The 24,307-nt window shown below is 44.3% G+C and carries 18 protein-coding genes; 2 read left to right on the forward strand and 16 right to left on the reverse strand.

Going from position 1 to position 24,307, the window contains the following annotated elements; all coding sequences use genetic code 11:
• Positions 1-60: 60 nt before the first annotated feature.
• The gene (locus dnm_RS01715) at positions 61-906 is read right to left on the reverse strand and encodes a ChaN family lipoprotein (RefSeq protein ID WP_207680994.1); all 846 of its coding nucleotides are present in this window, start codon (positions 904-906) and stop codon (positions 61-63) included.
• Between the two features lie 308 nt (positions 907-1,214).
• On the reverse strand, positions 1,215-1,655 hold the full coding sequence (locus dnm_RS01720; RefSeq protein WP_207680995.1) for a hypothetical protein: 441 nt from the start codon (positions 1,653-1,655) through the stop codon (positions 1,215-1,217).
• A gap of 285 nt (positions 1,656-1,940) precedes the next feature.
• Here dnm_RS01720 and dnm_RS01725 point away from each other — a divergent pair, with 285 nt between their 5' ends.
• Positions 1,941-3,416, forward strand: a complete 1,476-nt coding sequence (locus tag dnm_RS01725) for an IS4 family transposase (RefSeq protein WP_207679109.1) — start codon at positions 1,941-1,943, stop codon at positions 3,414-3,416.
• 32 nt (positions 3,417-3,448) lie between these two features.
• Here the strand turns inward: dnm_RS01725 and dnm_RS01730 are convergent, their stop codons facing one another.
• Positions 3,449-3,826: a hypothetical protein gene (locus dnm_RS01730; protein ID WP_207680996.1), complete on the reverse strand. Its 378-nt coding sequence runs from the start codon at positions 3,824-3,826 to the stop codon at positions 3,449-3,451.
• Positions 3,827-3,932: 106 nt separating this feature from the next.
• Positions 3,933-4,340 carry a hypothetical protein gene (locus dnm_RS01735; RefSeq protein ID WP_207680997.1) on the reverse strand — a complete coding sequence of 136 codons (408 nt, stop codon included), beginning with the start codon at positions 4,338-4,340 and terminating at the stop codon, positions 3,933-3,935.
• 91 nt (positions 4,341-4,431) lie between these two features.
• Between dnm_RS01735 and dnm_RS01740 the strand changes: the two genes are divergently transcribed.
• On the forward strand, positions 4,432-4,701 hold the full coding sequence (locus dnm_RS01740; protein WP_207680998.1) for a hypothetical protein: 270 nt from the start codon (positions 4,432-4,434) through the stop codon (positions 4,699-4,701).
• 42 nt (positions 4,702-4,743) lie between these two features.
• Here the strand turns inward: dnm_RS01740 and dnm_RS01745 are convergent, their stop codons facing one another.
• The 12 genes from dnm_RS01745 to dnm_RS01800 all read right to left on the reverse strand — a co-directional run bounded on the left by dnm_RS01745 (position 4,744) and on the right by dnm_RS01800 (position 24,212).
• A complete protein-coding gene (locus tag dnm_RS01745) occupies positions 4,744-7,653 on the reverse strand; it encodes a sister chromatid cohesion protein PDS5 (RefSeq protein WP_207680999.1) in 2,910 nt (969 codons plus the stop codon).
• Between the two features lie 14 nt (positions 7,654-7,667).
• Positions 7,668-7,814: a hypothetical protein gene (locus dnm_RS01750; RefSeq protein ID WP_207681000.1), complete on the reverse strand. Its 147-nt coding sequence runs from the start codon at positions 7,812-7,814 to the stop codon at positions 7,668-7,670.
• Positions 7,815-8,145: 331 nt separating this feature from the next.
• Positions 8,146-9,576 (reverse strand): nitronate monooxygenase, encoded by a 1,431-nt coding sequence (locus dnm_RS01755; protein ID WP_207681001.1) that lies wholly within the window; start codon positions 9,574-9,576, stop codon positions 8,146-8,148.
• A gap of 520 nt (positions 9,577-10,096) precedes the next feature.
• On the reverse strand, positions 10,097-10,693 hold the full coding sequence (locus dnm_RS01760; RefSeq protein ID WP_207681002.1) for an NUDIX hydrolase: 597 nt from the start codon (positions 10,691-10,693) through the stop codon (positions 10,097-10,099).
• A gap of 55 nt (positions 10,694-10,748) precedes the next feature.
• Positions 10,749-11,204: a thioredoxin family protein gene (locus dnm_RS01765; protein WP_207681003.1), complete on the reverse strand. Its 456-nt coding sequence runs from the start codon at positions 11,202-11,204 to the stop codon at positions 10,749-10,751.
• 83 nt (positions 11,205-11,287) lie between these two features.
• Positions 11,288-13,111 carry a protein-disulfide reductase DsbD family protein gene (locus tag dnm_RS01770; RefSeq protein WP_207681004.1) on the reverse strand — a complete coding sequence of 608 codons (1,824 nt, stop codon included), beginning with the start codon at positions 13,109-13,111 and terminating at the stop codon, positions 11,288-11,290.
• 2,196 nt (positions 13,112-15,307) lie between these two features.
• Positions 15,308-16,117: a class I fructose-bisphosphate aldolase gene (locus tag dnm_RS01775; protein ID WP_207681005.1), complete on the reverse strand. Its 810-nt coding sequence runs from the start codon at positions 16,115-16,117 to the stop codon at positions 15,308-15,310.
• 437 nt (positions 16,118-16,554) lie between these two features.
• Positions 16,555-17,586, reverse strand: a complete 1,032-nt coding sequence (locus dnm_RS01780; RefSeq protein ID WP_207681006.1) for a zinc-dependent dehydrogenase — start codon at positions 17,584-17,586, stop codon at positions 16,555-16,557.
• Entirely contained in the window at positions 17,583-18,293 is a 711-nt protein-coding gene (locus tag dnm_RS01785) for a phosphoribosylanthranilate isomerase (RefSeq protein WP_207681007.1), read from the reverse strand. Before dnm_RS01785 ends, dnm_RS01780 begins: the two co-directional genes overlap by 4 nt.
• Positions 18,294-18,297: 4 nt before the next feature.
• On the reverse strand, positions 18,298-19,494 hold the full coding sequence (locus dnm_RS01790; RefSeq protein ID WP_207681008.1) for a sugar kinase: 1,197 nt from the start codon (positions 19,492-19,494) through the stop codon (positions 18,298-18,300).
• Positions 19,495-19,668: 174 nt separating this feature from the next.
• Positions 19,669-22,113: a DNA topoisomerase (ATP-hydrolyzing) subunit B gene (gene gyrB, locus dnm_RS01795; RefSeq protein ID WP_207681009.1), complete on the reverse strand. Its 2,445-nt coding sequence runs from the start codon at positions 22,111-22,113 to the stop codon at positions 19,669-19,671.
• Between the two features lie 1,166 nt (positions 22,114-23,279).
• A complete protein-coding gene (locus dnm_RS01800) occupies positions 23,280-24,212 on the reverse strand; it encodes a replication protein (RefSeq protein ID WP_207681010.1) in 933 nt (310 codons plus the stop codon).
• Positions 24,213-24,307 lie beyond the last annotated feature (95 nt).

Consider the following 24,307-nt stretch of genomic DNA (forward strand, 5'->3'; position numbering starts at 1 on the left):
TTTCTGACTTAATTGGCATGTTTTTTGCATATAAAGCCAAAAAAAATTGGCTTTTAATTTTTAATCATCTGGACTTGAATGACGTTTCTTATTTGGGGGGGTTATCCAGAGATAATCAGCAGCAGGATGTTCCGATTCAGTTGTCGAGGATGTCGGGAGAATGATTCTGAAATCGCTACCTGTCCGGTCCAGGACTCTGTCCGGTATTCCGAATTTTTGAACATGCCCGATTCCTGCCAGGACAACCATTTTATTTTCCTTCAGGTTGAGAGCGACAGATTCGGCCATGGCATCATCCCACACACACTGGGCCACATAAAAATTTTCAAAATTATCTCTTCCCCTGATATGCGGGTGATGTGTGAAAACTTCTTGCACATATGCCCTGTGGTCCGTATCTGAAACGTTTATTTTTTCCGGAATATATTTCCTGTCATCATCCATAAGGCTGTCAATGCCGCCAACAGCAATTTTGGGAGGAATATGAAACGGTATGTTCAGACCTACAAGCGGTATGTTTTTTTCTTTTATAAAATTAAGAATATCATGATATAATTCAAAATCAAACTTCCAATTGGCATACCAATGCGTTTTTTTTAAAAATATTTCCTGATCCAGTTTTCCGGAGGACCAGAGGTTCAGCACATGCTGATATGAACGGTCAAACATTTCCATACCAATGGAAAGCTCCGGATATCTTTTAAACAGTTCTTTTATCACCTTGAGTTGGACTCTGTGGTGAGCAGCATATCTGTGTTTTTCACCAACATATATTACCTGAACAGTGTCCAGGTCAGCCCATAAGATATCAGAAGATACAGGCAGCCCCGTCTGAACTGAAATAATCCTTTCTTCACCAGGCAGACCCGATTTATCATTTGTAAAAAAAGATTTTTTCGGTGTCATAGCACATCCCCATAACATGCTCATAAATACAGCGCAAAGAAAAATGAACTTCAACCATTTTTTAATAAACGGCCATGTCCTGCCAGTCACAACAAAGCATGAAAAATTTGTACTTTTTATTAACACTTAGCTCCTAACACCTGATACTCGATAATCAAGTTTTTTTGTCATTCCTGCAAACGCAGGGACAGGCTTTCCGGCCGGATCAGACCTGGACAGTCTAAAAAATATCACTTTTTGCTGTTTTTTTGCCTGATGATGTTTCTCCCCCCCTTCGACAAGCTCAGGGGGCGGGGGGCGGCACAAGCTCAGGGGACGGCGTTCCCTCCCACGAACTCAGGGGACGGCACAAACTCAGGGAGCGGCGTTCCCTCCCACAGGCTCAATGCTGCTGAATTAAGAGTAAGCGGGTCTTCCGGTATTTTCTCCGGAGTGCGAAAAATGCTTTTTCGCAGGCGCAAAAATATAATTTTTGCACTCCGGATTCGTTCGGAATTACCTATGTCAACAGCATTTTCCCACAGGCTCAATGCTGCTGAATTAAGAGTAAGCGGGTCTTCCGGTATTTTCTCCGGAGTGCGAAAAATACTTTTTCGCAGGCGCAAAAATATAATTTTTGCACTCCGGATTCGTTCGGAATTACCTATGTCAACAGCATTTTCCCACAGGCTCAATGCTGCTGAATTAAGAGTAAGCGGGTCTTCCGGTATTTTCTCCGGAGTGCGAAAAATGCTTTTTCGCAGGCGCAAAAATATAATTTTTGCACTCCGGATTCGTTCGGAATTACCTATGTCAACAGCATTTTCCCACAGGCTCAGGGGGCGGCGTTACCCATAGGTGTAAAGTTAAGGAACTGCTGAATTGTAAAAATATCCTTTTATAACATATGGTTGTTGTTTAAATAAAATGCAAGAAATGCCGTGTCGCAAATTACTTTTTCATTGCATCTCTCAGCACATGCTGATATTCCGGACTGTGTGAAAAAAACAAAATATCCGACAATCTCATAAGATCATATTTGGGAGGACTGTGCAATGATAAATAAACAGATTAAAATTGATGTCAGAACAGTTAAAAAGTTTTTCAAAAAAGGAAAGATCAGAAAAATAGCTGAAAAAACCGGTTTCATAAAGAGAAAACGGAAATTGGACGCATTCGAATTTTTCATATCGCTGACTTTCGGTTCGCTGACAACGACCACAATAACTCTGGGTGCCATAGCGGAAAATCTGTCCGAATGTATTTCAAGGGCGGGAATAAATGACCGTTTTAATCAGTATGCCATTGATTTTCTGACAGAAGTTTTTTCATTTTTTTTCAGAACGGCGACTGAAAACGGACATAATATCAATATTGACGTATTAAATCAGTTCGGCAGAGTGAATATTATTGACAGTTCGTCATGGGAGCTGCCCCCGGGCCTGAAATCCGCATTTCCGGGATATAACATTGCGGGTTGCAAAGTTCAGTTAATGTATGATTACAAAACCGGAGTGATTCAGCTGTTTGATATAAAAAAACAAACGTGTAACGATCAGAGTTATTCGAAGACACTGGGCGATCAGATCAGCGCGGATGATCTGCTTATTTTCGATCTGGGATATTCAATTGCGGACATGCTGAAAATAACTGATGACAAAGAAGCCTTTTTCATATCCCGTTTTAATTATTCCGGAATCGGTCTGTATATAAAGAAAGGGGAAGAATATGAGAGAATCGGAATCTCGGAGATATTGAAAAAGCTGAACGGCAATGAGACAATATTTGAATTCGAATGTTATACGGGAAACAAAGAGAAAAAGATAAAGATACGCTTTTTCGCAGTCAGAGTTCCGGAAGAAGTTGCAAACAAAAAACGGAGAAAAATGTGTCAGAATGCCAAAAAGAAAGGAAGAACCCCCAAGAAAGAATCACTGCGACTGTGTGAGTGGAACTTTATGATGACAAATATTCCTGCTGAGAAAACGGAGGATGTGAGAACCATCCTTGCATTTTATCCGATCAGATGGTCTGTGGAATTATTTTTCAAACAGTTTAAATCGGTATTGAACATTCATAAAACAGAAGTAAGAAACAATGAGGACAGGCTCAGGTGCGAAGTATTGGGAAAAGCGATAGTTGTGATGTTCATATCCTACTGTTATTCGAATGCCAGATCAGAGGCATGGCGGATACTCGGCGAAGAGGTAAGTATTGACAAGACAGTGAAATATTTCAGAAGAAACATAGCCGGTCTGACAGTGCTGCTTTCGGATTCTGCTGACAAAGCGGCAAAACATGTCAGGAAAATGATAGCAAAAATAACTGACACATGCCGGAAAGAGAGGCAGAAAAGCAGAAAAAACTCCCTTGATGTACTTATCGACGGAGCAGTTCTTGAAAACTATAAATATGTAAAGGTAAACCTCTCGGAACTCGGGCAGCCGGGTAAAGGCATGCCTCTGTCTTTCCGTCTTTTCAATCTGATAAATGTGAATTTATTTTTTGAAATCATACCGTTAGCAGGTTAGTTAAGTATCCTTAACTTTACACCTATGCGGCGTTACCTCCCACAGGCTGCTGCTGAATTAAGAGTAAGCGGGTCTTCCGGTATTTTCTCCGGAGTGCGAAAAATACTTTTTCGCAGGCGCAAAAATATAATTTTTGCACTCCGGATTCGTTCGGAATTACCTATGTCAACAGCATTTTCCCACAGGCTCAATGCTGCTGAATTAAGAGTAAGCGGGTTTTCCGATATTTTCTCCGGAGTGCGAAAAATACTTTTTCGCAGGCGCAAAAATATAATTTTTGCACTCCGGATTCGTTCGGAATTACCTATGTCAACAGCATTTTCCCACAGGCTCAATGCTGCTGAATTAAGAGTAAGCGGGTCTTCCGGTATTTTCTCCGGAGTGCGAAAAATGCTTTTTCGCAGGCGCAAAAATATAATTTTTGCACTCCGGATTCGTTCGGAATTACCTATGTCAACAGCATTTTCCCACAGGCTCAGGGGGCGGCGTTCCCTCCCACAGGCTCAGGGGGCGGTGTTACCTCCCACAGGCTGCTGCTGAATTAAGAGTAAGCGGGTCTTCCGGTATTTTCTCCGGAGTGCGAAAAATGCTTTTTCGCAGGCGCAAAAATATAATTTTTGCACTCCGGATTCGTTCGGAATTACCTATGTCAACAGCATTTTCCCACAGGCTCAATGCTGCTGAATTAAGAGTAAGCGGGTCTTCCGGTATTTTCTCCGGAGTGCGAAAAATACTTTTTCGCAGGCGCAAAAATATAATTTTTGCACTCCGGATTCGTTCGGAATTACCTATGTCAACAGCATTGGAGAGCGTTCCCTGAGCCTGTCGAAGGGAACGCCGTTCGGTGAAGCATGAGATATTTATGCCTTGATTTTTCCTGACAAGATAAGTAGCATATAGCCTTTTAATTATCCGGTGTGCCAAACTTACAGATTGGCAGAATCACAGTTTCCGGACATTGCAAATATTGCCAAACAATAATTTTGGCACTCCGGAATAACAAATATACTAAACTATGCGCCTTGATCCAACTCCTTTATACAGAAAAGTTATTATTCCCTGGTATGACTCTGGAAAAGCCTGTCTTGCAACGATTGCTTTCATGGTCTTTGTATTTTTATTTGCCATTACAGGAATCTTAGTTGCTTGTAAAACCCCTGAATATATTGAACACAAATGGGTTCCCGGCCTCCTTGCAGTAATGAGCGGAGGGGTAATCCTCTCAACCAGCTTTCGCCTGATAAAAAGATATGCCTACAAATTAAAAGAAGAAAAGGAAAATTGATAATTGATGATTGATAATTGATAATTGATAATGTCTGAATTCTCAATTCCCAATTTTCTTCAACGCTTTTTTAGCCGCACTTTGGACATCTACGCTGCTGTCTGTTGCCATGGCTTTTTTGAAACGGGGGACAACAAGTTTTGCAACCAAGGGGCCGAATTCTCCCAGCGCTTCAATGGCTGAACTGCGAATAGCCCAGTTGCTGTCGGAAAGTGCGTTCATCAGATGGGGGATTGCACGATGTGCGTTTTTGTTCTTACGCCATTTGGGATCAATTTTTTCCAAAACTTCTTTGGCTGTGACACGGATTTTTCTGTCACCGTCTGCCAACTGTTTCACAAGATGCGGAATGGCCTCGGGAGACTCGGGATCAATTTCCCCCAGCACTTTTTCTGCCGCCTTGGGGATATACCTGTCGCCACCGCCTAAATCCTGGTCTCGCAGTTTGCCGTCCGGATCAACTTTTTTCAAGGCTTCTTTTGCCGCACTCTGAACATCTATCACAGTGTCTTTCATAGCTTTTATGAGATATGGCGCTGTCTGAGCAGCGGCCGGCCCGATTTCCCCCAAAGCCTCAACAGCCGAAATTCGGACGATCCCCTGACTGTCTCCGAGCGATTTTACGAAATAAGCAAGGGCCTTACGAGTTCCCTGGCTCTCCCGCCATTTGCCATCAATCTTCTCCAAAGTCCCAATAACTGTGCTTCGCACTCGCTTATCGCTGTCGGTCAGCATTTTCACAAGATACGGAATCGCTTTGGCAGCCGAGGATTCCATTTTCCCCAGAGCTTCCGCGACCGCGTTACGGATGCGCCAGTCATTATTGGCCAGTTCCTTAATTAAGCCCGGTATTGACTTAGCTGTGCTGTCACTTTCACGCCATTTGGGATCAATTTTTTCCAGAGATTCTTTTGCAGTGTCGCGGACATCTTTATCCTTGTCTGTCAATGCTCTTACAAGATAAGGCAGGGCTTTTTCTGCCGGGGGCCCTATTTCTCCCAGAGATTCGGCCCCGGCGATGCGAATGGTGTTTAAGGGATTTGACAATGATTTTACAAACTGGGGAATGGCCTTACGAGCGGTTTCACTCTGACGCCATTTCGGATGAACTTTTTTCAAGGCTTGCCTAGCTGATTCGCGGACTTTCTTATCCGCCTCAGTCAGTGCCTTCATAAACTCAGGAATAGCGTTACGCGCACTTTCAGTTTGCGCCCATTGGGGATCAATATTTTCCAAAGCATCTTTGGCAGCATTACGGACTTGTTCTTCCCCATCTGTCAGTACATTGATCAGATGCGGAACAACTTCTGGCGAACGAATCACTCCCAATGCTTCCACTGCCGCGCCCCGGTCAGAACTGAAGCTGTCCCTCACGATTTCCTGAAGGTGCGGGACTGCTTCACTGACCGTTTCCCCTTCCCGCCATTGCGGATCAATATTTTCCAAAGCATCGGCAGCCCCCTTGCGAATATCTTCTTCTTGGTCTGTCAGAGCGTTTACAAGTTCCGGAACAGACACGGGACCAATTTTTTCCAGTGCTTCGGTGGCTGCATCCCGGACATGACTGTCAGCCAATACCTTTATAAGATGAGGAATCGCCGCGTCTGTCACAGAACCGATTTTCCCCAGGGTCCCGGCCACAGCGTAACGAACATCCTTATCATTATCAGACAGCATTTTCACGAGCTGGGACACGGCTTTTTCCGCTGCCGGACCGATCTCTCCCAGGGCTGTCACCGATGCAATCCGGATGTCTTTATCCTGATGAAACAGAGCACTCGTAAGATTAGGAATTACCTCACGGGCTGCTTCGCTCTGAGACCATTGGGGATCAATTTTTTCCAGAGCCTCGGCCGCCGCGTTACGGGCATTTTTATCCTTGTCAGACAAGGTTTTCACAAGATCAGAGACCACGCTCTGAGCGGCTTCGCTCTGAGACCATTCCGAATCAATTTCCCCCAGGGCTTCGGCCGCGGCATTGCGGATATCACGATTGCTGTCTGTCAGGGTTTTCACCAAATGCGGGATTGCCGAATCTGCAAAAGTGCCAAGTTCTTCCAGACTTTTTATAGCCGAAATGCGGTCTTCGGATGAATGTTCGGACGACAGGCAGATCGCAGCCAGATCATCAACAGACTTGAGTTTTTTTGTAATATGCAAATACACGCGGTTCAGCAGGATGATTGCATAAAAAAGAATAATAAACCGGAAAAAGACCGCTGCCGAGGCTGAAGTCATATCCATTTTCGGGTTCTGAATCTGCCATCCGAAAATTTGAAACGCATCTCCGACATCCAAAGTTCGCAGCATATTATCCAGGAGCCATAAAAACCAGTTGATCAGTCCTCCGTTAGCGTTCCAACCAAACACGGCCATCATCACAATTGCAACAGCCAATCCTCCGGGACCTGCCCATTTTGCTATTGCAGAGGGCAGCTGTGTTTTTGAACCGCGACTGACGGCTCTGAAAATCGCTCCCAGAATGAAAAGGCTTATTACGAGGGACATGCCAAAAAGTCCGAGGCCCGCCAGCGTGTTCTGATGAACAATTTTTTGCAGGCTGAGTCCGTAAGCATCGGTCGCATCCAATAAATCCGCGGCATTCAGTATATACACGCCGATAAATTTTAACCAGTCTGAAAGGAGAGGATGCGAAGGATATGAATACGCTTCTTGTCCCAGGATGGTGTGAATCTGGATGTGCATCAGAAAAAAGACTCCCAACTGAGCCGCATTGAGCAGAATAATACTGAGGGGAATTGTGTTTCTCCGGAATAAATGTATCATTAATATGCTGATATTAAAAGCACTCAATCCGATTGATATCCACAATAATATCTTCTGATCTTTGAAAACCGAAGCGATTTGCTCTTCCAAAAAAAAGGCCGCCGCGACATACGCCAAAGATAAGAATATGAACACCGGCTTTATATATTTGTCCAATTTTTGCACAGTTACCTCTGAGTTTATGGAAGCGTGGGAATGAGATGGGCGCGGGAACGAGGTAAATTATCTGAACATGACAGATGAAGCCGTCCCCCGTCTGTTTCAATGGTCGTTTTTGAATATGTCAGTTTTATTCTGTCGGAGATAATAAAAGCCGCCTTCGCCACAGGTATTTCATATAACAAACCGGATTCATAATAAAAGAATCATATCTCCTTCTTATAATTCTCTTTTTGTACAAAATCCTTGCAAGGGAAAAAAAGGAGATCAGGCTTTGTTCTCATCAATTATTTTTTGGTATTCTTTCGCTAATACTCTGATGCTAACAGAACTTAATAATAACATTTTTTTTAAAATGATCCTTTTTTCTGAAAAAGAATCTCATACTGATGCCTGAACGGTTAAAATAAACAAAGTTATTGGCGAAAGAACACCCTGACAGTAACGAAAAAGCCTGGTAAAATCCGCATCTGACTTCATTACAATATTCAGTGCAACTCAGCTTTTTATGTAAGCAATAACATCTGTTGCACTATAATTTGTAACTGAATTTTTGACAACATGAGGCACAAAAGAAAAATCTTCGCCTGTCGTGATCAGCGGCAATTCAGCACCAAAATCATCTTCACGAGTCTGGCCTAGTCCGATAGTCGCCATCAGTCCGTTGCACAGACATTGCTTATCTTTTGTGTCATCAGGAGAGCCGCCTTTCCTGATATATTTTTCCATGGGTTCGGCAGGACAACGGAAACCAATTTCAGCCTGGCCCTTACAATAAGCCTGTCGCAAGTAACCCATATCACATATACGTTTTCTTTTGCTGTGATTTTCCATGGTTGTTATCTTGTTCTTCAGACTGACCAATTTAAAAGGATATCCTGTGGGCGATGCCTTAAAATCAGTAAAAATCTTTAATTTGCCATTGATATATTGGCGAAGGACTTCCTGTTTTATCTCAGGCAACATGGCTGATTCATTGCAGAATCCAAATGCGGTGCCGACCTGTATCCCGTTCGCTTCCAAATCCAGCGCTTCTTTCAATTTTTCCGGCGATGCATACCCGCCGGCAAGCCAGAAGGGCCTGCCCAGGTCTCTGATTTTCTCAATATCCGGGATGTCTTTTTCGCCGTATTGCGGAGCTGACTGGTGCCGCGTTTTTTTAGTTCTTCTCGGGGGTGCGTTGTGTCCCCCGGCCGTATGATTTTCAACAATAAATCCGTCAATATTCCCGGTCGCTTTTCGTGCCAATGATTTGGCGACAATATCAGAAGAAATAATTGCAAAAAAATTGGGACGGGTCAGTTCCGGCAACTTTCCTGACAAAAATTCTTTGGGATCAAAATGATGCACAAATTTCTGGCGCTGCGTATTATCTTCAATATGAAGATTCAGTTCCACAGGCTCCCAGTGTGAAAGCCCGTCCAGAGCGCCCGGAATTGCCAACGGAATACCTGCTCCCATTAATACAAAATTCACACCTGCCAGCATGGACCCAAGTAATGACGGCAAAGTGGGAAGCTGTATTTTTTCCAAATAATTAATTCCCACCAGACCGTCATGCCCTTCTTTGGCAAGAAATACTTCAACAAAGTTGGCGAGTATCACCAGTTCGATGTAAGATCGTTTCATCCGCAGATTCGGCATAGGTATCAGCTTGAAAGGCTTTTCTGCTGACTTGCCTCCGGGTATAAAATATGCATCTAACACACGTCTGACCATATCTGGCCATGGAAAATTTGACAGTGCCCGCCGTATGCTTCCGTCGTTATCTCCTAACTGAAGCCGTCTGGCAAAAACAGAATCAATCGCAACGCCTGATACCACTCCTATCTGACCCTGTTTTGAAACTGTCTTTGCAAGACGCCAATTGGAAACTCCGATCCCCATTCCGCCTTGAATAATTTCAGGTAATTTTTTAAAAATTTTCATTTGTTATATGTACTTCGGAGAGTTTTTGAAAAATAAGGGCATAAAAATCCTGACTTGTTAAGAATATAAAGATTCCGACTCATCAGAGCCTTGCATTAAAATCCTTATAACAACAGTAGGTTATAAAAAATGTCCAAACCGTCAACATAAAGTTTTTTTATTAAATTGATAGAAAAACTGGAAAAAATATTCGTTATTTTTCCCAATAATTTGAATTTTCAGATGAACCGTCAGAAGGTTCGTCTTTTATTCATCTGAATGCCAACTGTCTGTTACTGCTTCATTTTTACGAGAACAATATCTCCTTTCCTGAATCTGCGGGATTCTTCATTGACTTGATATTTTACTTTGCCTCGGCTTCTTCTTTATTTTTTAATGTCGGCAGGTGAATACTCCTGTCGAATTAGCACATCCGGAAATTTCAAATCGCCAACTGGCATATCTTTCACAGCTTTTTGAATGGCTGCATATCGGCTGTTTTGCTGATCTGCTGATTTGCAGACTGATATGAAAGATACGGTCAACGAAGGTCTCCTGAAGAAGTGTCATCAAGCAAAGGATACAAAAGCTCAATAAAATGATGTAAAATTCTTGCTGTGGCACCCCATATCTCCACATCCTGAAACGGATATTTCAGATCATAAATATCAGGAATTCTGCCGTGAAAATTTTTCATGTCATGGGTTCGGACAAGTTTTTTCAGAGGAATTTCAAGCACCCTTGCAATTTCCGTAGGATCATGCCGGACAGGTCCCTCTCCGTTCCATAATCCGGTAAAGACCTGAATGTCTCTGTTCTTAATGGTTTGAAAATGCCCCATTGAACCCATGAGTTCAACCTGATTCCGGGTGATATTCACCTCTTCTTCAAGTTCGCGAAAGGCCGCGTCAGTAGCAGTTGGATCGCTTTTATCTATATGTCCGCCAGGCAGCGCTACCTGATTTCGCCATGGATATCCTTCTGTATCGGATTTCTGAATGGCCAGCACATGACTTTTTTCATCTTTATTATAAAGAAGGAGAAACACGCATGTCGGCTGATAGGACATATCAGCAGGAGGGCCCGGGGGAGTTGTATTTCTGATGATATGTTTAAGATCGGAAGAATCTACTTTCATAATTTAACAACTTAGTTTTTCAAAAAAAAAAAAACGGTTTCCGTCCGCTGTCACCTTACATTGTCTTTAAAAAATCCTTAAAGGTCATGTCCTTATAGCTGTCCGTCTGGATATATTTAAGGATATTCATTAATGCGCCCGGGGAAACATAACCCGGGAGACTGCTGATCTTTTCGCCGTTTTTTGCAATGAACCAGGATACCGGAAGCCCTGTCACATAATACTCCCTTGCTATTTTTCTTTCCTTTTCGGAATTCACTTTGACGGAAATAAAATTTTCATTAAGGAAGGCAATCACCGCAGGGTCTTTAAATGTTTCTTTGTCCATTTTTTTACAAAAACCGCACCAGTCCGCATAGAAATTGAGAAACACATTTTTTTGCTCGTATTTTCCACGAGTTACCCCGTCCTTATATGAATGCCATTTGATACCATTTGAAAAGGCGCTGGGAATCCAGGCCCAAAGACAAAAAAAGACTACAAAAATAAATATAACAGGTTTTAATTTCATTTTCAAACTCCTTCTTCAATATACGATGATATCAGTTAAAAACTTTTAATAATAAAAGTTCCCCAAAAATGCAAAGCTTTTTTTTATTTGATCTGTTCGACTTGGCGCATCCTCGCCAGAAGCGTGACCGGGTCCACAAATTCGGTAACAGATTTGGCAGGCAGGGGGCGCCCCAGGGAATTCATGAACATAATGGTCGGTAATCCTACGATACGATATTTGTCCTGAATCTGCCTGATGACCGGGTCTGTTGTGTCGGTGCAGTCTATCTTGACACATACAAACTGCTTTGCCTTATCTGCCACAGCAGGGCTGGCAAAGGTCTCACGTTCCAATTTTTTACAGGCAGCGCACCAGTCCGCGTAAAAGTCCATCATTACAGGTTTTTTTTCCTGTCTGGCCTTAACCAGGGCTGCGTTTTCGTCTTTGAGCCAGGTAATCCCCGCTTTGGGGGAACTGACCCGGGGCAGGGAAACCTGATCATCCAGGGCGAACCTTGCAGCATACGCGATACCCACTGCCAGGCACACAATCCCCACAGTTTTCCAAACCCGGTCACGCACTGCTGAATCAGCGGTCAGGGCATCAAGTCCCCCGACAAATACGCCGATACCAATAAGAAATATCCCGACACACAGCATGAAGATGTTTTCCGACAGCAGAGGCTTCACATAATATAATGCCACGGCCAGCATCAGCACACCGAAAAAACGTTTGAGATTTTCCATCCACGGGCCTGCCTTTGGCAATGACGCGGCCGCTCCTGAAAACGTGCCGATGACCAGAAACAACATTCCCATGCCCAGGGCAAAATGCCACATGATCAGAAACCCTTGCAGCTTGCTGCCAATGGCTGCGATATAGACCAGCAAGGCCACCAGCATCGGGCCTACGCAGGGACCGACCACCGCCCCTGCGGCAGCACCTGTGAGAAAAACCCCTATAATACCCGCGCCAGTCTGTCCCCCGAGTTTGGATGAAATTGCAGAAGGCACCTGAATATAAAAAAGATCAAACAGACCCAGTGCCAGAATCACAAACACTCCCGCGACAATGATGCGCACAGCCGGATGATTGGCGTACTCTCCGAACAGACTGCCGGACCATGCCGCTATGGTTCCGAAAATGGCATATGTCAGGGAAAGTCCCAGTACATAGAAAAGAGACAGGACAAAACCGCGGGACACGCTTCCCCTGCTGCCTGCCCCGATGACGCTCACTGTTACCGGGATCATGGGATAGACGCAGGGCGTAAGGCTTGCAAAAAGCCCCCAGATAAAGGCTGCGAAAAGCACTCCCAGCACGCCAAATTTGTCTGCTGCTTCCTGAAACGGATTGCGGTCCGGTGGCGTGTCCTGAATGATGGGTTCAGGGATATCAGCAACAAATGCCTCTGTCGCGGGAATAATCGTAAATGCCACATTCAGATTCTTCTTTTCAGGCAGAAAACACACGGTTTCCGTACAGCCCAGATAACCAGCTTCCAGCATAATTGTCACAGGTCCAGGATCAGCAGACAGAGCCACGGAAACAGGCAGTTCAAACGTGGCTTGTTCTTTGTAAATCAGAATTTTTCCCTGATAGGGATCGTTTTTTTCAAATGTCGCTGAAGTCGTTTTTACCTGGCCAAAGATCAGCCCCGACATCGCTGCCGGTTTTATATATGTTTTATCTGCATAAAGCTGATGCCCCGGTGCAATGTCAAATGTCACCCTGACTGTAAAGTCCTTATTCTGAGCAACTTTGTCAGGAATGGCGATGGCATTCAGTTTAAAGGGAGCGGACTGAATTTGCGCGCCCGTCGGAAACAAAGGCTCAGACGGATTCCCCTTGAGGATAATGTCCAGTTTTGACTCAAACGGATCATTCTGACGGGCATGTACAGAACACACCGAAAAAGAAATCATAATGCAAATCAGACAGAACGACAATTTTAAAAGCATATTTAAAAATCTGTTTTCAGACATAATGATTAGTATTTTTTCATCCTTTTGAATTTTAATGTTTTTTATATGAAAAAGGTGTTAGGTGTTAGGTGTTAGGTATTAGGAAAAATTACAAATTTTTCATGCTTCGTTTTGACCGGCAGGTCATGACTGTTTATATGAAAATGATTTGTTATTTGTTATTCACCCCGGGTTTTATGATTCGTTGTGACTGGCAGATCACATCTGTTTATCTGAAAAATAAGATGTCAGGTATAAAAACCTGAAATGAATATAAGCATCAGTATTTCAAAAGCAATGTGTTTCATCTGATCGGACAGCCTGTTATAAATAAACGCTCATAAAAAAGCCGGATTTTTCGTCCCCGGTTATGAGAACATTTTCAGATAAAAAACCCGGGTTTTCAAAATGTATTTTCACGGTAAAATATCGCATACGGCTTTCAGTCGCAGAAGCATATATAGAAAAGGGGCAATCATAAAGAAATATATATTCATTTTATCAAAATAGCAACTTGATCTTTTCTGATTATAACGGAATTCGGAGCTGGCTCCGAATTCAGCCGGTTCCTCAAAGCATCTTATATCGGGAGTCCGGAAATGGTAACATCGTCAGTAACAACTCAATATCACAAAAAAATTGATAAAAAAAAGGCAGCCGCGAAGGCGCAAAGTTTCACGAAGTCTCTCCGTGGTTCCTTTGTGTCTTTGTGTCTTTGTGTCTTTGTGGCTGATTTTTTCGGATAAAAGGCGGGACACACCCGTTTTTTTGCCACGAAGACACGAAGGCGCAAAGTCTCACTAAGTCTCTTTGTGATTCCTTTGTGTCTTTGTGTCTTTGTGGCTGATTTTTTCGGATAAAAGGCGGGACACACCCGTTTTTTTGCCACGAAGACACGAAGGCGCAAAGTCTCACTAAGTCTCTTTGTGATTCCTTTGTGTCTTTGTGTCTTTGTGTCTTTGTGGCTGATTTTTTCGGATAAAAGGCGGGACACACCCGTTTTTTTGCCACGAAGACACGAAGGCGCAAAGTCTCACTAAGTCTCTTTGTGATTCCTTTGTGTCTTTGTGTCTTTGTGGCTGATTTTTTCGGATAAAAGGCGGGACACACCCGTTTTTTTGCCACGAAGACACGAAGGCGCAAAGTCTCACTAAGTCTCTTTGTGATTCCTTTGTGTCTTTGTGTCTTTGTGGCTGATTTTTTCGGATAAAAGGCGGGACACACCCGTTTTTTTGCCACGAAGACACGAAGGCGCAAAGTCTCACTAAGTCTCTTTGTGATTCCTTTGTGTCTTTGTGTCTTTGTGTCTTTGTGGCTGATTTTTTCGGATAAAAGGCGGGACACACCCGTTTTTTTGCCACGAAGACACGAAGGCGCAAAGTCTCACTAAGTCTCTTTGTGATTCCTTTGTGTCTTTGTGTCTTTGTGGCTGATTTTTTCGGATAAAAGGCGGGACACACCCGTTTTTTTGCCACGAAGACACGAAGGCGCAAAGTCTCACTAAGTCTCTTTGTGATTCCTTTGTGTCTTTGTGTCTTTGTGTCTTTGTGGCTGATTTTTTCGGATAAAAGGCGGGACACACCCGTTTTTTTGCCACGAAGACACGAAGGCGCAAAGTCTCACTAAGTCTCTTTGTGATTCCTTTGTGTCTTTGTGTCTTTGTGGCTGATTTTTTCGGATAAAAGGCGGGACACACCCGTTTTTTTGCCACGAAGACACGAAGGCGCAAAGTCTCACTAAGTCTCTTTGTGATTCCTTTGTGTCTTTGTGTCTTTGTGTCTTTGTGGCTGATTTTTTCGGATAAAAGGCGGGACACACCCGTTTTTTTGCCACGAAGACACGAAGACACAAAGTTTCACGAAGTCTCTTTGCGGTTCCTTTGTATCTTTGTGTCTTTGTGGCTAATTTTTTCGGATGTGTAAAAGATGGGACACGCCCATTCCACCTTGAGGCGGTTTCTCTAAAAACAGACAGCTGTGTTTATATATCAGGCCGCCTGAACGCGGAACTACGAACTTTTCGATCTGGTGAATGTGTACTTTACTGCCGAACGATTTTGCAAATCCTTCGGAACAATTTACAGAATTGTTCCGTAACTCGAAAAACACGTGAACCGCTTTTCAGCTTTTATGAAGGATGCTGATGAGTTCATCATTTTCAGACAGAGGCTGAGATTTCATGCTCAAGAAGTTGTGCAGCTTCCCTGACATCCATATTCCCATGAATCAGTCCGTGGACTGCGGACAGCAGGGCTATAGGATGCGGACTTTGCCACACATTACGGCCCATGACAATGCCTTTTGCACCGCCCTGAAGCGCACCATAAATCATGTTCAGGGTATCCAGATCCGTCTCGCATTTCGGACCTCCGGCGATCATCACCGGAACCGGACACCCGGCCACAACTTTGTCAAAATCTGTTTCAGTGTAATATGTCTTGATGATATCCGCCCCATGCTCCGCACCGACCCGTGCGCCCAGTCCGATAAACTTGGGGTCTTTTTTCTTATCCTCATTGGTTTTTCCCAGACCGATCACGCCCAGCAGCGGCATGTTCCATTTTCGACATTCTGTTGCCATTTCCGCCATACTGATCAAGGTCTCATGCTCATACACCGACCCGACAAATGCCGTGGTTGCCATTGCATCCGCATCCAGCATCAAAGCCTCCTCAGCGGTCGCGGTCCGGGCCTCGCGGGTAAGCTCCGGCCCCGCAATTGTCGCACCGCCGCTGGCGCGGAGAATCACAGCCGGATCTCCGACAGGATCAAAAGCATGAGTATAAACGCCTTTGGTCATCAGCCAGCAATCTACCTTGCCAGTGGCATCCAACTCCCTGACCGTCTTTGCAACATCCATAATCCCGGTCATTGCACCCAAAGCCATTCCGTGATCAACCGCAATCACCAGGCTGCGACCTGTTTCTTTGTTCAATATCCTTCTCAGTCGTCTTTCTTTGCCATCCATATTATTATATCATCCTTTTTAAAAATTGATAATTCTTATCACTCGATAATCAAGTTTTCTTATCCGACCCAGCCGGACCCCAGTCATTCCTGCGAAAGCAGGAATCCGCAGTTCACGGAACCGTGGCATGGGCAAAAAATGAATTCCTGCTTTCGCAGGAATGACAAATAAAACCTGATCAATCAGCCAATAATGGATTCCTGCTTTCGCAGGAATGACAAGAAAAAAAAACTTGATTATCGAGTATCAGATATCCCAAGTGCCGAACTGCCAAACTGTAAGTTTGGCACTCCTTTAATACCTGATTTATGACATAGAATTTTTCTTTCTCAATTTTCAACGAATCGTTTTAAATAACGGTCATGACCTTACAGTCACAACGAAATATGAAACTTTCACAGGTTTTCCTAACACCTAACACCTAACACCTAACACTTTTAAAAAACAACAATCCCCCGGATCATTGTCTGATTTTTTGCTCGTTCAACCGCATCAAGGAAGCTGTCAAGCGTAAACCGGTCAGAGATCAGGTCTTCCACTTCAATCTCTCCTTTGATAATCAGATCAAGACATTCTTTGAAATCCTGGGGAGACGCTGCAAATGTTCCGGTCAGGGTGATTTCACAATAATGAAGCCATCTCGGATCAACAGAAATCATCTGACCCGCGGGAGGTCCGCCAAAAATATTGAAGGTGCCGCCGTTTCTTGTCAGTTTCAGATTATCCTCGATCACCTTGGGAATTCCCAGGGAAGCAATGATCGTTTCCGCGCCCTTACCGTTCGTAATTTTTCTGATCTCCTCAATATGATCTACAGAACCGGAATTCAGACAGTAATCCGCTCCCATGTTCTTGGCGGTTTCCAATCTGTCATCAAGAAGATCCACTGAAATGACCTTGGCCCCGGCCCATTTGCACATTTTCAGATGCATCAGTCCCATAGGCCCCGCGCCCAGAATCACCGCATAAGTTCCCGGGTCAACCCCGCACGCTTTTAATGAGGCATAAACACAGGACAGGGGTTCTGTCATGACCGCCTTTTCAAACGACAGATCATCCGGAAGCTTTACCACGCCGCCGATATTGACAATTTCTTTCGGAAGCCTGACAAACTCTGCAAACCCGCCTTCGATGCCATGGGCAAGGCCAAATTCCTTTTCGCAAAGATTATGCCGCCCTTTCTTACAAAAAAAACAGTCCCCGCAAACCGCTATGGGATATACAGCGACTCTTTCTCCCACCTCATAACCGGAAACACCTGTTCCGATCTCATACACTTCTCCGACAACCTCATGCCCCAGAATCGTGGGAAGGTCTTTTGGCAATCCTTGTCCCAAAAGCGTTTTAATGTCAGTGGCGCAGATTCCCGCCACCTTTGTTCTGACAACAATCTCTCCTTCACCTGCCACGGGCATTTCGTATTCTTCAATACGAATATCGTCCTTTCCATGTACCACTGCTGCTTTCACGTCAGTTTTCTCCTGTTTGCTGATTTTTCTCTGATAATTGAAATCAGGGAACTGATTTTTAAGGGATCTTTTTTCCCGGGTATGGCTTCCACACCTGAACACAGATCAATGCCGTAAGGATCTGTGGCATCAATGGCCGGGCCTACGTTTTCAGGACTGATTCCGCCCGCCAGCCACACCGGAACGGGACTCCGAACCGCATCCATCAGTTTTTTCACAATGTTCCAATCACACATCAGGCCGGTCCCGCCAAATTTCATCTTTCCCTGAAACACCGCGGCCGTGTCAAAAATAAGCGCATTCACACCTGCCTCAATATAATCCTCAACCGCTTTTTTAAAATGTGCAAAATCAACATGTTTTCCGGCCTCTGGCAAATGAACAGACTGCCACAATTCAGTGGAAGGGAAAGCCTTTTTTAAGCGTCTGATGAACAAGGTGTCTGTTTCCCCCAGGAACTGAACCGCAAAAGGATTCAGCTCCTGAATTAACTGCGCTGCCCGCTTTTCCGCCATATTAAAGATCAGCGCGACACCGGGGATTGGCTGTGCACTGAAAAGCGGCTTTGCCTGGTCAAGAGACAGAGACCGGGGAGAAAAATCAGTCTCCACAACCGCGCCGAAAAAATTAGCCCCTTCATCCGCGGCAAGCCTTGCATCTTCAAGATTTGTCGTGCCGCATATCTTCACTTTATAGCCATTTTTCATCAGATCAGCCTTTTAACCAGTTATCATTGATAAAGCTCCGTTCCACGCCGTTCTCCGTGACAGTCCCGCCCATATTGTCAACCTCGGTCTCAATAATTCTCGTTTCCGACACCCCCAGGGATTTCAGATACGCCATGGCTCTGTCATAGACATCCTGCTTCTGGGTCAGAGCAAATATGGTGGGCCCCACGGAACTCATCCCCGCGATTTCGACCCCGATGCCGCGTAATGCGTTAATGTAGCTGTAAATGGGCGTTCCATATGCACCGTGCTGTTCGCATTCGGCTCTTTTTGATCCCAGATAACAGATATCAAAGAGCGCGTCTCCTATTTTTTGGAGGTCTCCTCTGACCATTGCCGGCAGCATATCAAATAGAATGATCCGTGACTTTGCACCGGCCTGCATGGCATCCAGAGTTCTGGCCCTTCTCAGCAGCAACTCGACTTCTGATTCAGCCGAGGTCTCCTTTCCGGTGAACTCATCTTCCAGACTTTTGACTTCGGGAATAAAAACAATGACTTTGGTATCCGGCAGATCCACTCTGTGGATCATGACAAGGTCATCCCCCGCGACAACCCATCCGCCGTTGACACCGACCATGGCACCGATGCCGGTCTCAAACGCGGGCAGAAGATGCCCCTCTGACATGGGACTCTCCTCGCACGAGTGATATCCCATAATTCTGCGGAGTTCCCATCCGTAAAACGGTCTGCCCAGCACTTCGTTCATGCCGATACACACCGCGCACATGGACCCGATGGATGAACCAAGTCCCACATGCCTCCGTTTGTGGTCATAAAGCTCGATTTCAAACCCGCCGGTGTAACCGAGAAGTGTTTTGAAAATATGGCAAAAATGCCGCACGATCAGACTTCGTTCCCCTTTGGTCCGAATCTCCGGTTCTTTTATGGCTTTCACATTCGCGTGAAAATATACGCCGATACTGACACCGATCCCACCGCCCCCGGGACGGTCGAGATTAAAACAGTTCATATCGAGAACCGTGGGATGCAGTCTCGCGGGGACTTTGACTTTGACTTCTCTTTCTTCTGAAACACTGTCCACTTTCCGAGGTTTGATGCCGATTTTCTCATAAGAATGGATAAACCTTTTATTTCCGGGTTCAAATTCTTCCAGAACCGTTGAAACTTTATCAAAACGACCACCGATAATTCCAATCTCGATCTTCTGCTTTTCCAATCCGTCATTTCCTTTCCGTGTTAAAATAAATAAAGTACCTGTTCATCATGTTCCGGCATATCTTTTGATCCGGATGAAATAAGATTTTCGCACTCCGAAAAAAAATACTGAAAACCTTTTGTCCAAGTACTTAACCTTCCGAAATTTCGGAAACTTCGGAAGTCTCAAAACAGCTTAGATATCCAAACTGCTCACCTCAAGCGCGTTATTCTGAATAAACGCTCTTCTCGGCTCAACCACATCTCCCATGAGAAGCGTAAAAATCTCATCTGCCTCCAGCGCGTCTTCCACTTTCACTTTAAGCAGAATGCGCTTTGCCGGATCCATGGTTGTTTCCCATAACTGATCAGGGTTCATTTCTCCGAGACCTTTGTATCTTTGGACAGCAATTCCTTTTTTACCCTCTTCTGTCATAAATCGGAGAAGGCTTTTCTTATCCTCGGTCAGAACCGCGCCATCTTCCTTGTCTTTGGCAAAAATCGAAAAAGGCGGATGATCAAATTCAGCAATCTTTTTTGACAAAATCAGACACTTCTGAAACTTCGGAGAATGAATAAGCCCTCTCCCGATTTTTACAGGCTGAATATCTCTGGCCGTGATATCTTCTATCAACGTTTTTGCTTCCCCCCTGGAAGGTGTCACCATCATTTCATAGACATTTCGATCCTTATTCCAAATCATTTCACCGACATCATATGCTTCCTCGGCCAGTGAATCTTTTAATGCCCACATTTTATCATCATCCTGAAGGAATGCTTTATCTTCCACGCCTTTTTTTATCAGGAATTCCACGAGATATGCGGGAATGCCCCGGCGTTCGAACTGCGATAACAGGGAAACATATTCGGAAAGCTCCGCGATAAAAATATAGAGACTGTGTTCAGGGAGGGTTTCCCCTTTTCCGTTCTTCACACTTTTCTGATTGCATATCCGCTTTAAAATGTAGTCATTGAATTCGCCCTCATCTTTAAGATAAACTTCGCTTTTTCCCTTGCCCATTTTAAACAAAGGCGGCTGTGCGATATACAGAAAACCTTTTTCTATGACTTCGGGCATCTGTCGGTAAAAAAATGTCAGGAGAAGGGTTCGGATATGGGATCCGTCAACATCAGCATCTGTCATTACAATGACCTTATGATACCTTATTTTTTCAATATTATACTCCTCATCCCCGACGCCTGTGCCAAGCGCCGTTATAATGTTCTTGATTTCCTCACTTCGCAGGATCTTGTCAAACCGGGCTTTCTCAACATTTAAAATTTTTCCCCGAAGAGGCAGAATGGCCTGGAATTTCCGGTCTCTGCCCTGTTTTCCCGAACCACCGGCAGAATCACCCTCCACCAGGAAAAGTTCTCTCTGAGCCGGATCTGAAATCTGGCAATCCGCAAGTTTTCCCGGAAGGGTCGAATCAATCAGAGCGCCTTTGTTTCTGGCGAGGTCCCTTGCACGTCTCGCGGCATCCCTTGCTCTTGCCGCGTCCGCGGATTTTGCAATGATCTTTTTCGCGACTGCGGGATTCTCTTCTAAGAACACATTCAGCTTCTCATTGACCAGGGATTCAACAAGCCCTTTGACCTCACTGTTTCCCAATTTTGTCTTGGTCTGTCCTTCAAACTGCGGAGACATGATTCTGACACTGATGATTGCTGTCAGCCCTTCCCTGACATCCTCACCGCTGATCTTTGCCTTGAAATTTTTCGGGAGATTTCCGTTGATGGCGTACTGATTAATGGTGCGTGTCAGGGCCGCCTTAAAACCGATGAGATGGAATCCGCCTTCTATCGTGTTGATATTATTTGCAAAGGAAAATAGCTTCTCGGTAAAGGTGTCATTGTACTGGATAGCGACTTCAATCTGGGTGCCGCCTTTTTCCCCTTCTATAAAAATCGGCTTATGCAGGCCCGTATTATGCCTGTTCAGATATTCGACAAATTCAGATATTCCGCCCTCATAAAAAAATTCCTGTTTTTCATCTGAGCGTTCATCTTCGATTTTTATCCTTACCCCTTTGTTTAAAAAAGCAAGCTCTCTGAGTCTGCGGCTCAGAATTTCAAAAGAGAAATTATCTGAATTTAAAATTTCCGTGTCCGGTTGAAAATGTATTTTTGTGCCTCGTTTGTCCGTTATCCCGGTAATATTTAACTCGCTTGTTTTTTTCCCTTTTTCATATGTCTGATAATAAATGTTTCCACCGGAGTAAATTTCCACTTCCAGAAACGATGAAAGCGCATTGACAACGGAAACCCCCACGCCGTGGAGTCCGCCTGAGACTTTGTAGGATTCATTATCAAATTTTCCACCGGCATGAAGCTTTGTCATGACCACTTCAACCGCGGGCACATTCTCTTTTTTATGAATACCCACAGGAATGCCCCGGCCATTATCTTCAACACTCACGCTGTTATCCGTGTGAATAGCGATGGTGATTAAATCACAGCCCCCGGCCATGGCCTCATCAATGCTGTTATCCACGACCTCATAGACAAGATGATGAAGTCCCTCGACATCCACATTTCCGATATACATGGAAGGGCGTTTGCGAACGGCCTCAAGTCCCTCCAGAATTTTGATGTTATCTGCGCCGTAATTGTTTTTGCTGTTATTGTTTGTGTTATCCATATTTCTGTTTTTCCAATTTTGCTGTTTGAAGAATAAAACCTGCTCTCCCTGCCGAGTTCGGATTGGCAAATCCGAACCTTGCCCGCGGGATTTGACAATCTGGCAAAAGCAGGGAAGGGGAGTTTATAAATTCTGTATAAACGCTCATGAAAAAGCCGAATCTTTCGCCTCCGGTTAATGAAAATATTTTCAAATAAAAAACCCGGCCTTTCAAAATGTGTTTTCACGGTAAAAATAAAACTACAGACATGACCTGATAAAAAGAGAATTTTTTTCAATCTCCCGCTCTTTTCTTATAAGCCATCCTTATAATTTTGACAAGATTTTATAATTTCATATATAGTAAAATAATTGGTTTGATGTCAGCCCTCATCCGGGGGTGACAACCTTTGGTCTGAATACCCCCGTCATCAGGGGATTTCTCCGGAGACTGATGCCTCTGATATTCACTTTATAAATTTGCAGATTGTCAATAACAGCGCACAGATATCCCAGAAATTTGGAATCGTCTTAGGCAGAATGGCCATGTTCGCTGAAATATCTTGCATAATCAATATGGTGTTGCTGACGACCTCGTTTGCGCTCAGGCCAGCTTTGCTGTCTTTAAAACCCGGTGTTCTGGCGGCCTCCGTTGCAGATGTTATATGAGAAGCTAATTCTTTACCGTGAAAATATATTTTGAAAAGCCGGGTTCTTTATCTGCCAATATTTTCGTGACCGGGGGCGAAAAACCCGGCTTTTTCATAAGCGTTTAAGTGGTATGCCCCGCTCCGAGTTAGCCACAAAGACAGAAAGGAACCACAAAGAGACTTCGTGAAACTTTGCGCCTTCGTGCCTTCATGGCAAAAAAACAGGTGTGTCCCGCCTTTTACACATCCGAAAAAATTAGCCATAAAGACACAAAGAAACTTCGTGAAACTTTGTGTCTTCGTGCCTTCGTGGCAAAAAAACGGGTGGGTCCCGCCTTTCACATATAAAACCTGTCCTTGTGTAAAAGGCGGGACATACCCAAAAAAATTATCCTGTTATTGACAAAACGCTGTAAAAAAGATAAGTGAATGTTTCAGTCATTGGCCGCTGCGCTCTGTTCGCAGGGTTAATGATCAGGGGATAGCTGGTGCGCCAACACCGACTGTCCCTGCTTTAAATTAAATAGGGGTGGTATATTAAAACAATGACTTACAGAGCTTTTTAAGCTCCGGATGATTGTTCAGGGCTTCGATCAGTTCTTGTGACCGTTGCCTGTGTGTGCTGATTTCAATGGTTTCGTTGTGCTTCTGGTTGTGAACGGTTGTGATCATCCGAACATAGCCCCAGGGGTTGTCCGGGGGGATTCCGGCCTCATATCGCCGGATCGTTCCCTGTAGCCCTTCGATTACTGCCAGATCAATTTTGCCTTCTTTTAACATCTGAAATGTCAGCGCATAAGCGTTAAAGCGGTTCTTACCGCCGACATATTCGTTAAGTTCCCTGCACAGATCGTTTATCTGATTCAGATTCTCAGATCTGTACTGAATTTTACTGATAGGTCTGAACTCAGGAGTGACAGGTTTTACCAGGTTCTGTTTTATTTCATCATCCCGGATATCTTTGCTGACAGATTGCATGGGGTCAGCTTTTATTTCATCACAAATCTCTTTTGCCTGTTCACGGATATGCTCCTCATCAGGAGTTTTCCGTCTGAGTGACTGAAACTCTCTGAAATTTATCACCTTTGCTCTGGCGTGATATCTTTCGGCTTCGGGAACAGGTATGGAAACAGGAATGGACTTGGGTTTGTTTTTGACGACAATGCCCCATGCTGCAACATCGGTGTTGATCCTTAACATTTTATTTTCACAGATAATTATCTGCTTTTCCGTGAGGATGCGGATGGCCCGGCAGATGTCGGACTTGTGCTTGATCTTCGTAATTTTCTGAATCTCTTTCAGATTTTTCTCACAGGTTTCACGATGCCAGCCGTAGGTGTTTCGAATAATATAGTCAACGATCTGCCTTTGCAAAGGCGGGAGTGGAAATTCAATAAATTTATTGAACATGTCATTCGGAGTTATTGTGAACGGTCTGTCAAAAAGATCAAAATTTCTTGCGGTATTCATAAGTTGTTACCTCCCGTTAAGAGCGGCAACACAAAGACAAAAAACAGCTATACCATCTCATTTTGAAATGATTTAAAAGAATCTTGACAATAAAT

This window comes from Desulfonema magnum, assembly GCF_017377395.1.
Lineage (GTDB): Bacteria > Desulfobacterota > Desulfobacteria > Desulfobacterales > 4be13 > Desulfonema_C > Desulfonema_C magnum.

Excerpts from the sequence above, each read along its gene's own strand:
- dnm_RS01800 (WP_207681010.1), bottom strand. The coding sequence starts at position 24,212 with ATGAATACCGCAAGAAATTTTGATCTTTTTGACAGACCGTTCACAATA.
- dnm_RS01785 (WP_207681007.1), bottom strand. The coding sequence starts at position 18,293 with ATGAAAAATGGCTATAAAGTGAAGATATGCGGCACGACAAATCTTGAA.
- dnm_RS01715 (WP_207680994.1), bottom strand. The coding sequence starts at position 906 with ATGACACCGAAAAAATCTTTTTTTACAAATGATAAATCGGGTCTGCCT.
- dnm_RS01725 (WP_207679109.1), top strand. The coding sequence starts at position 1,941 with ATGATAAATAAACAGATTAAAATTGATGTCAGAACAGTTAAAAAGTTT.
- dnm_RS01740 (WP_207680998.1), top strand. The coding sequence starts at position 4,432 with ATGCGCCTTGATCCAACTCCTTTATACAGAAAAGTTATTATTCCCTGG.
- dnm_RS01775 (WP_207681005.1), bottom strand. The coding sequence starts at position 16,117 with ATGGATGGCAAAGAAAGACGACTGAGAAGGATATTGAACAAAGAAACA.
- dnm_RS01770 (WP_207681004.1), bottom strand. The coding sequence starts at position 13,111 with ATGATTTCTTTTTCGGTGTGTTCTGTACATGCCCGTCAGAATGATCCG.
- gyrB (WP_207681009.1), bottom strand. The coding sequence starts at position 22,113 with ATGGATAACACAAACAATAACAGCAAAAACAATTACGGCGCAGATAAC.
- dnm_RS01755 (WP_207681001.1), bottom strand. The coding sequence starts at position 9,576 with ATGAAAATTTTTAAAAAATTACCTGAAATTATTCAAGGCGGAATGGGG.
- dnm_RS01760 (WP_207681002.1), bottom strand. The coding sequence starts at position 10,693 with ATGAAAGTAGATTCTTCCGATCTTAAACATATCATCAGAAATACAACT.
- dnm_RS01765 (WP_207681003.1), bottom strand. The coding sequence starts at position 11,204 with ATGAAATTAAAACCTGTTATATTTATTTTTGTAGTCTTTTTTTGTCTT.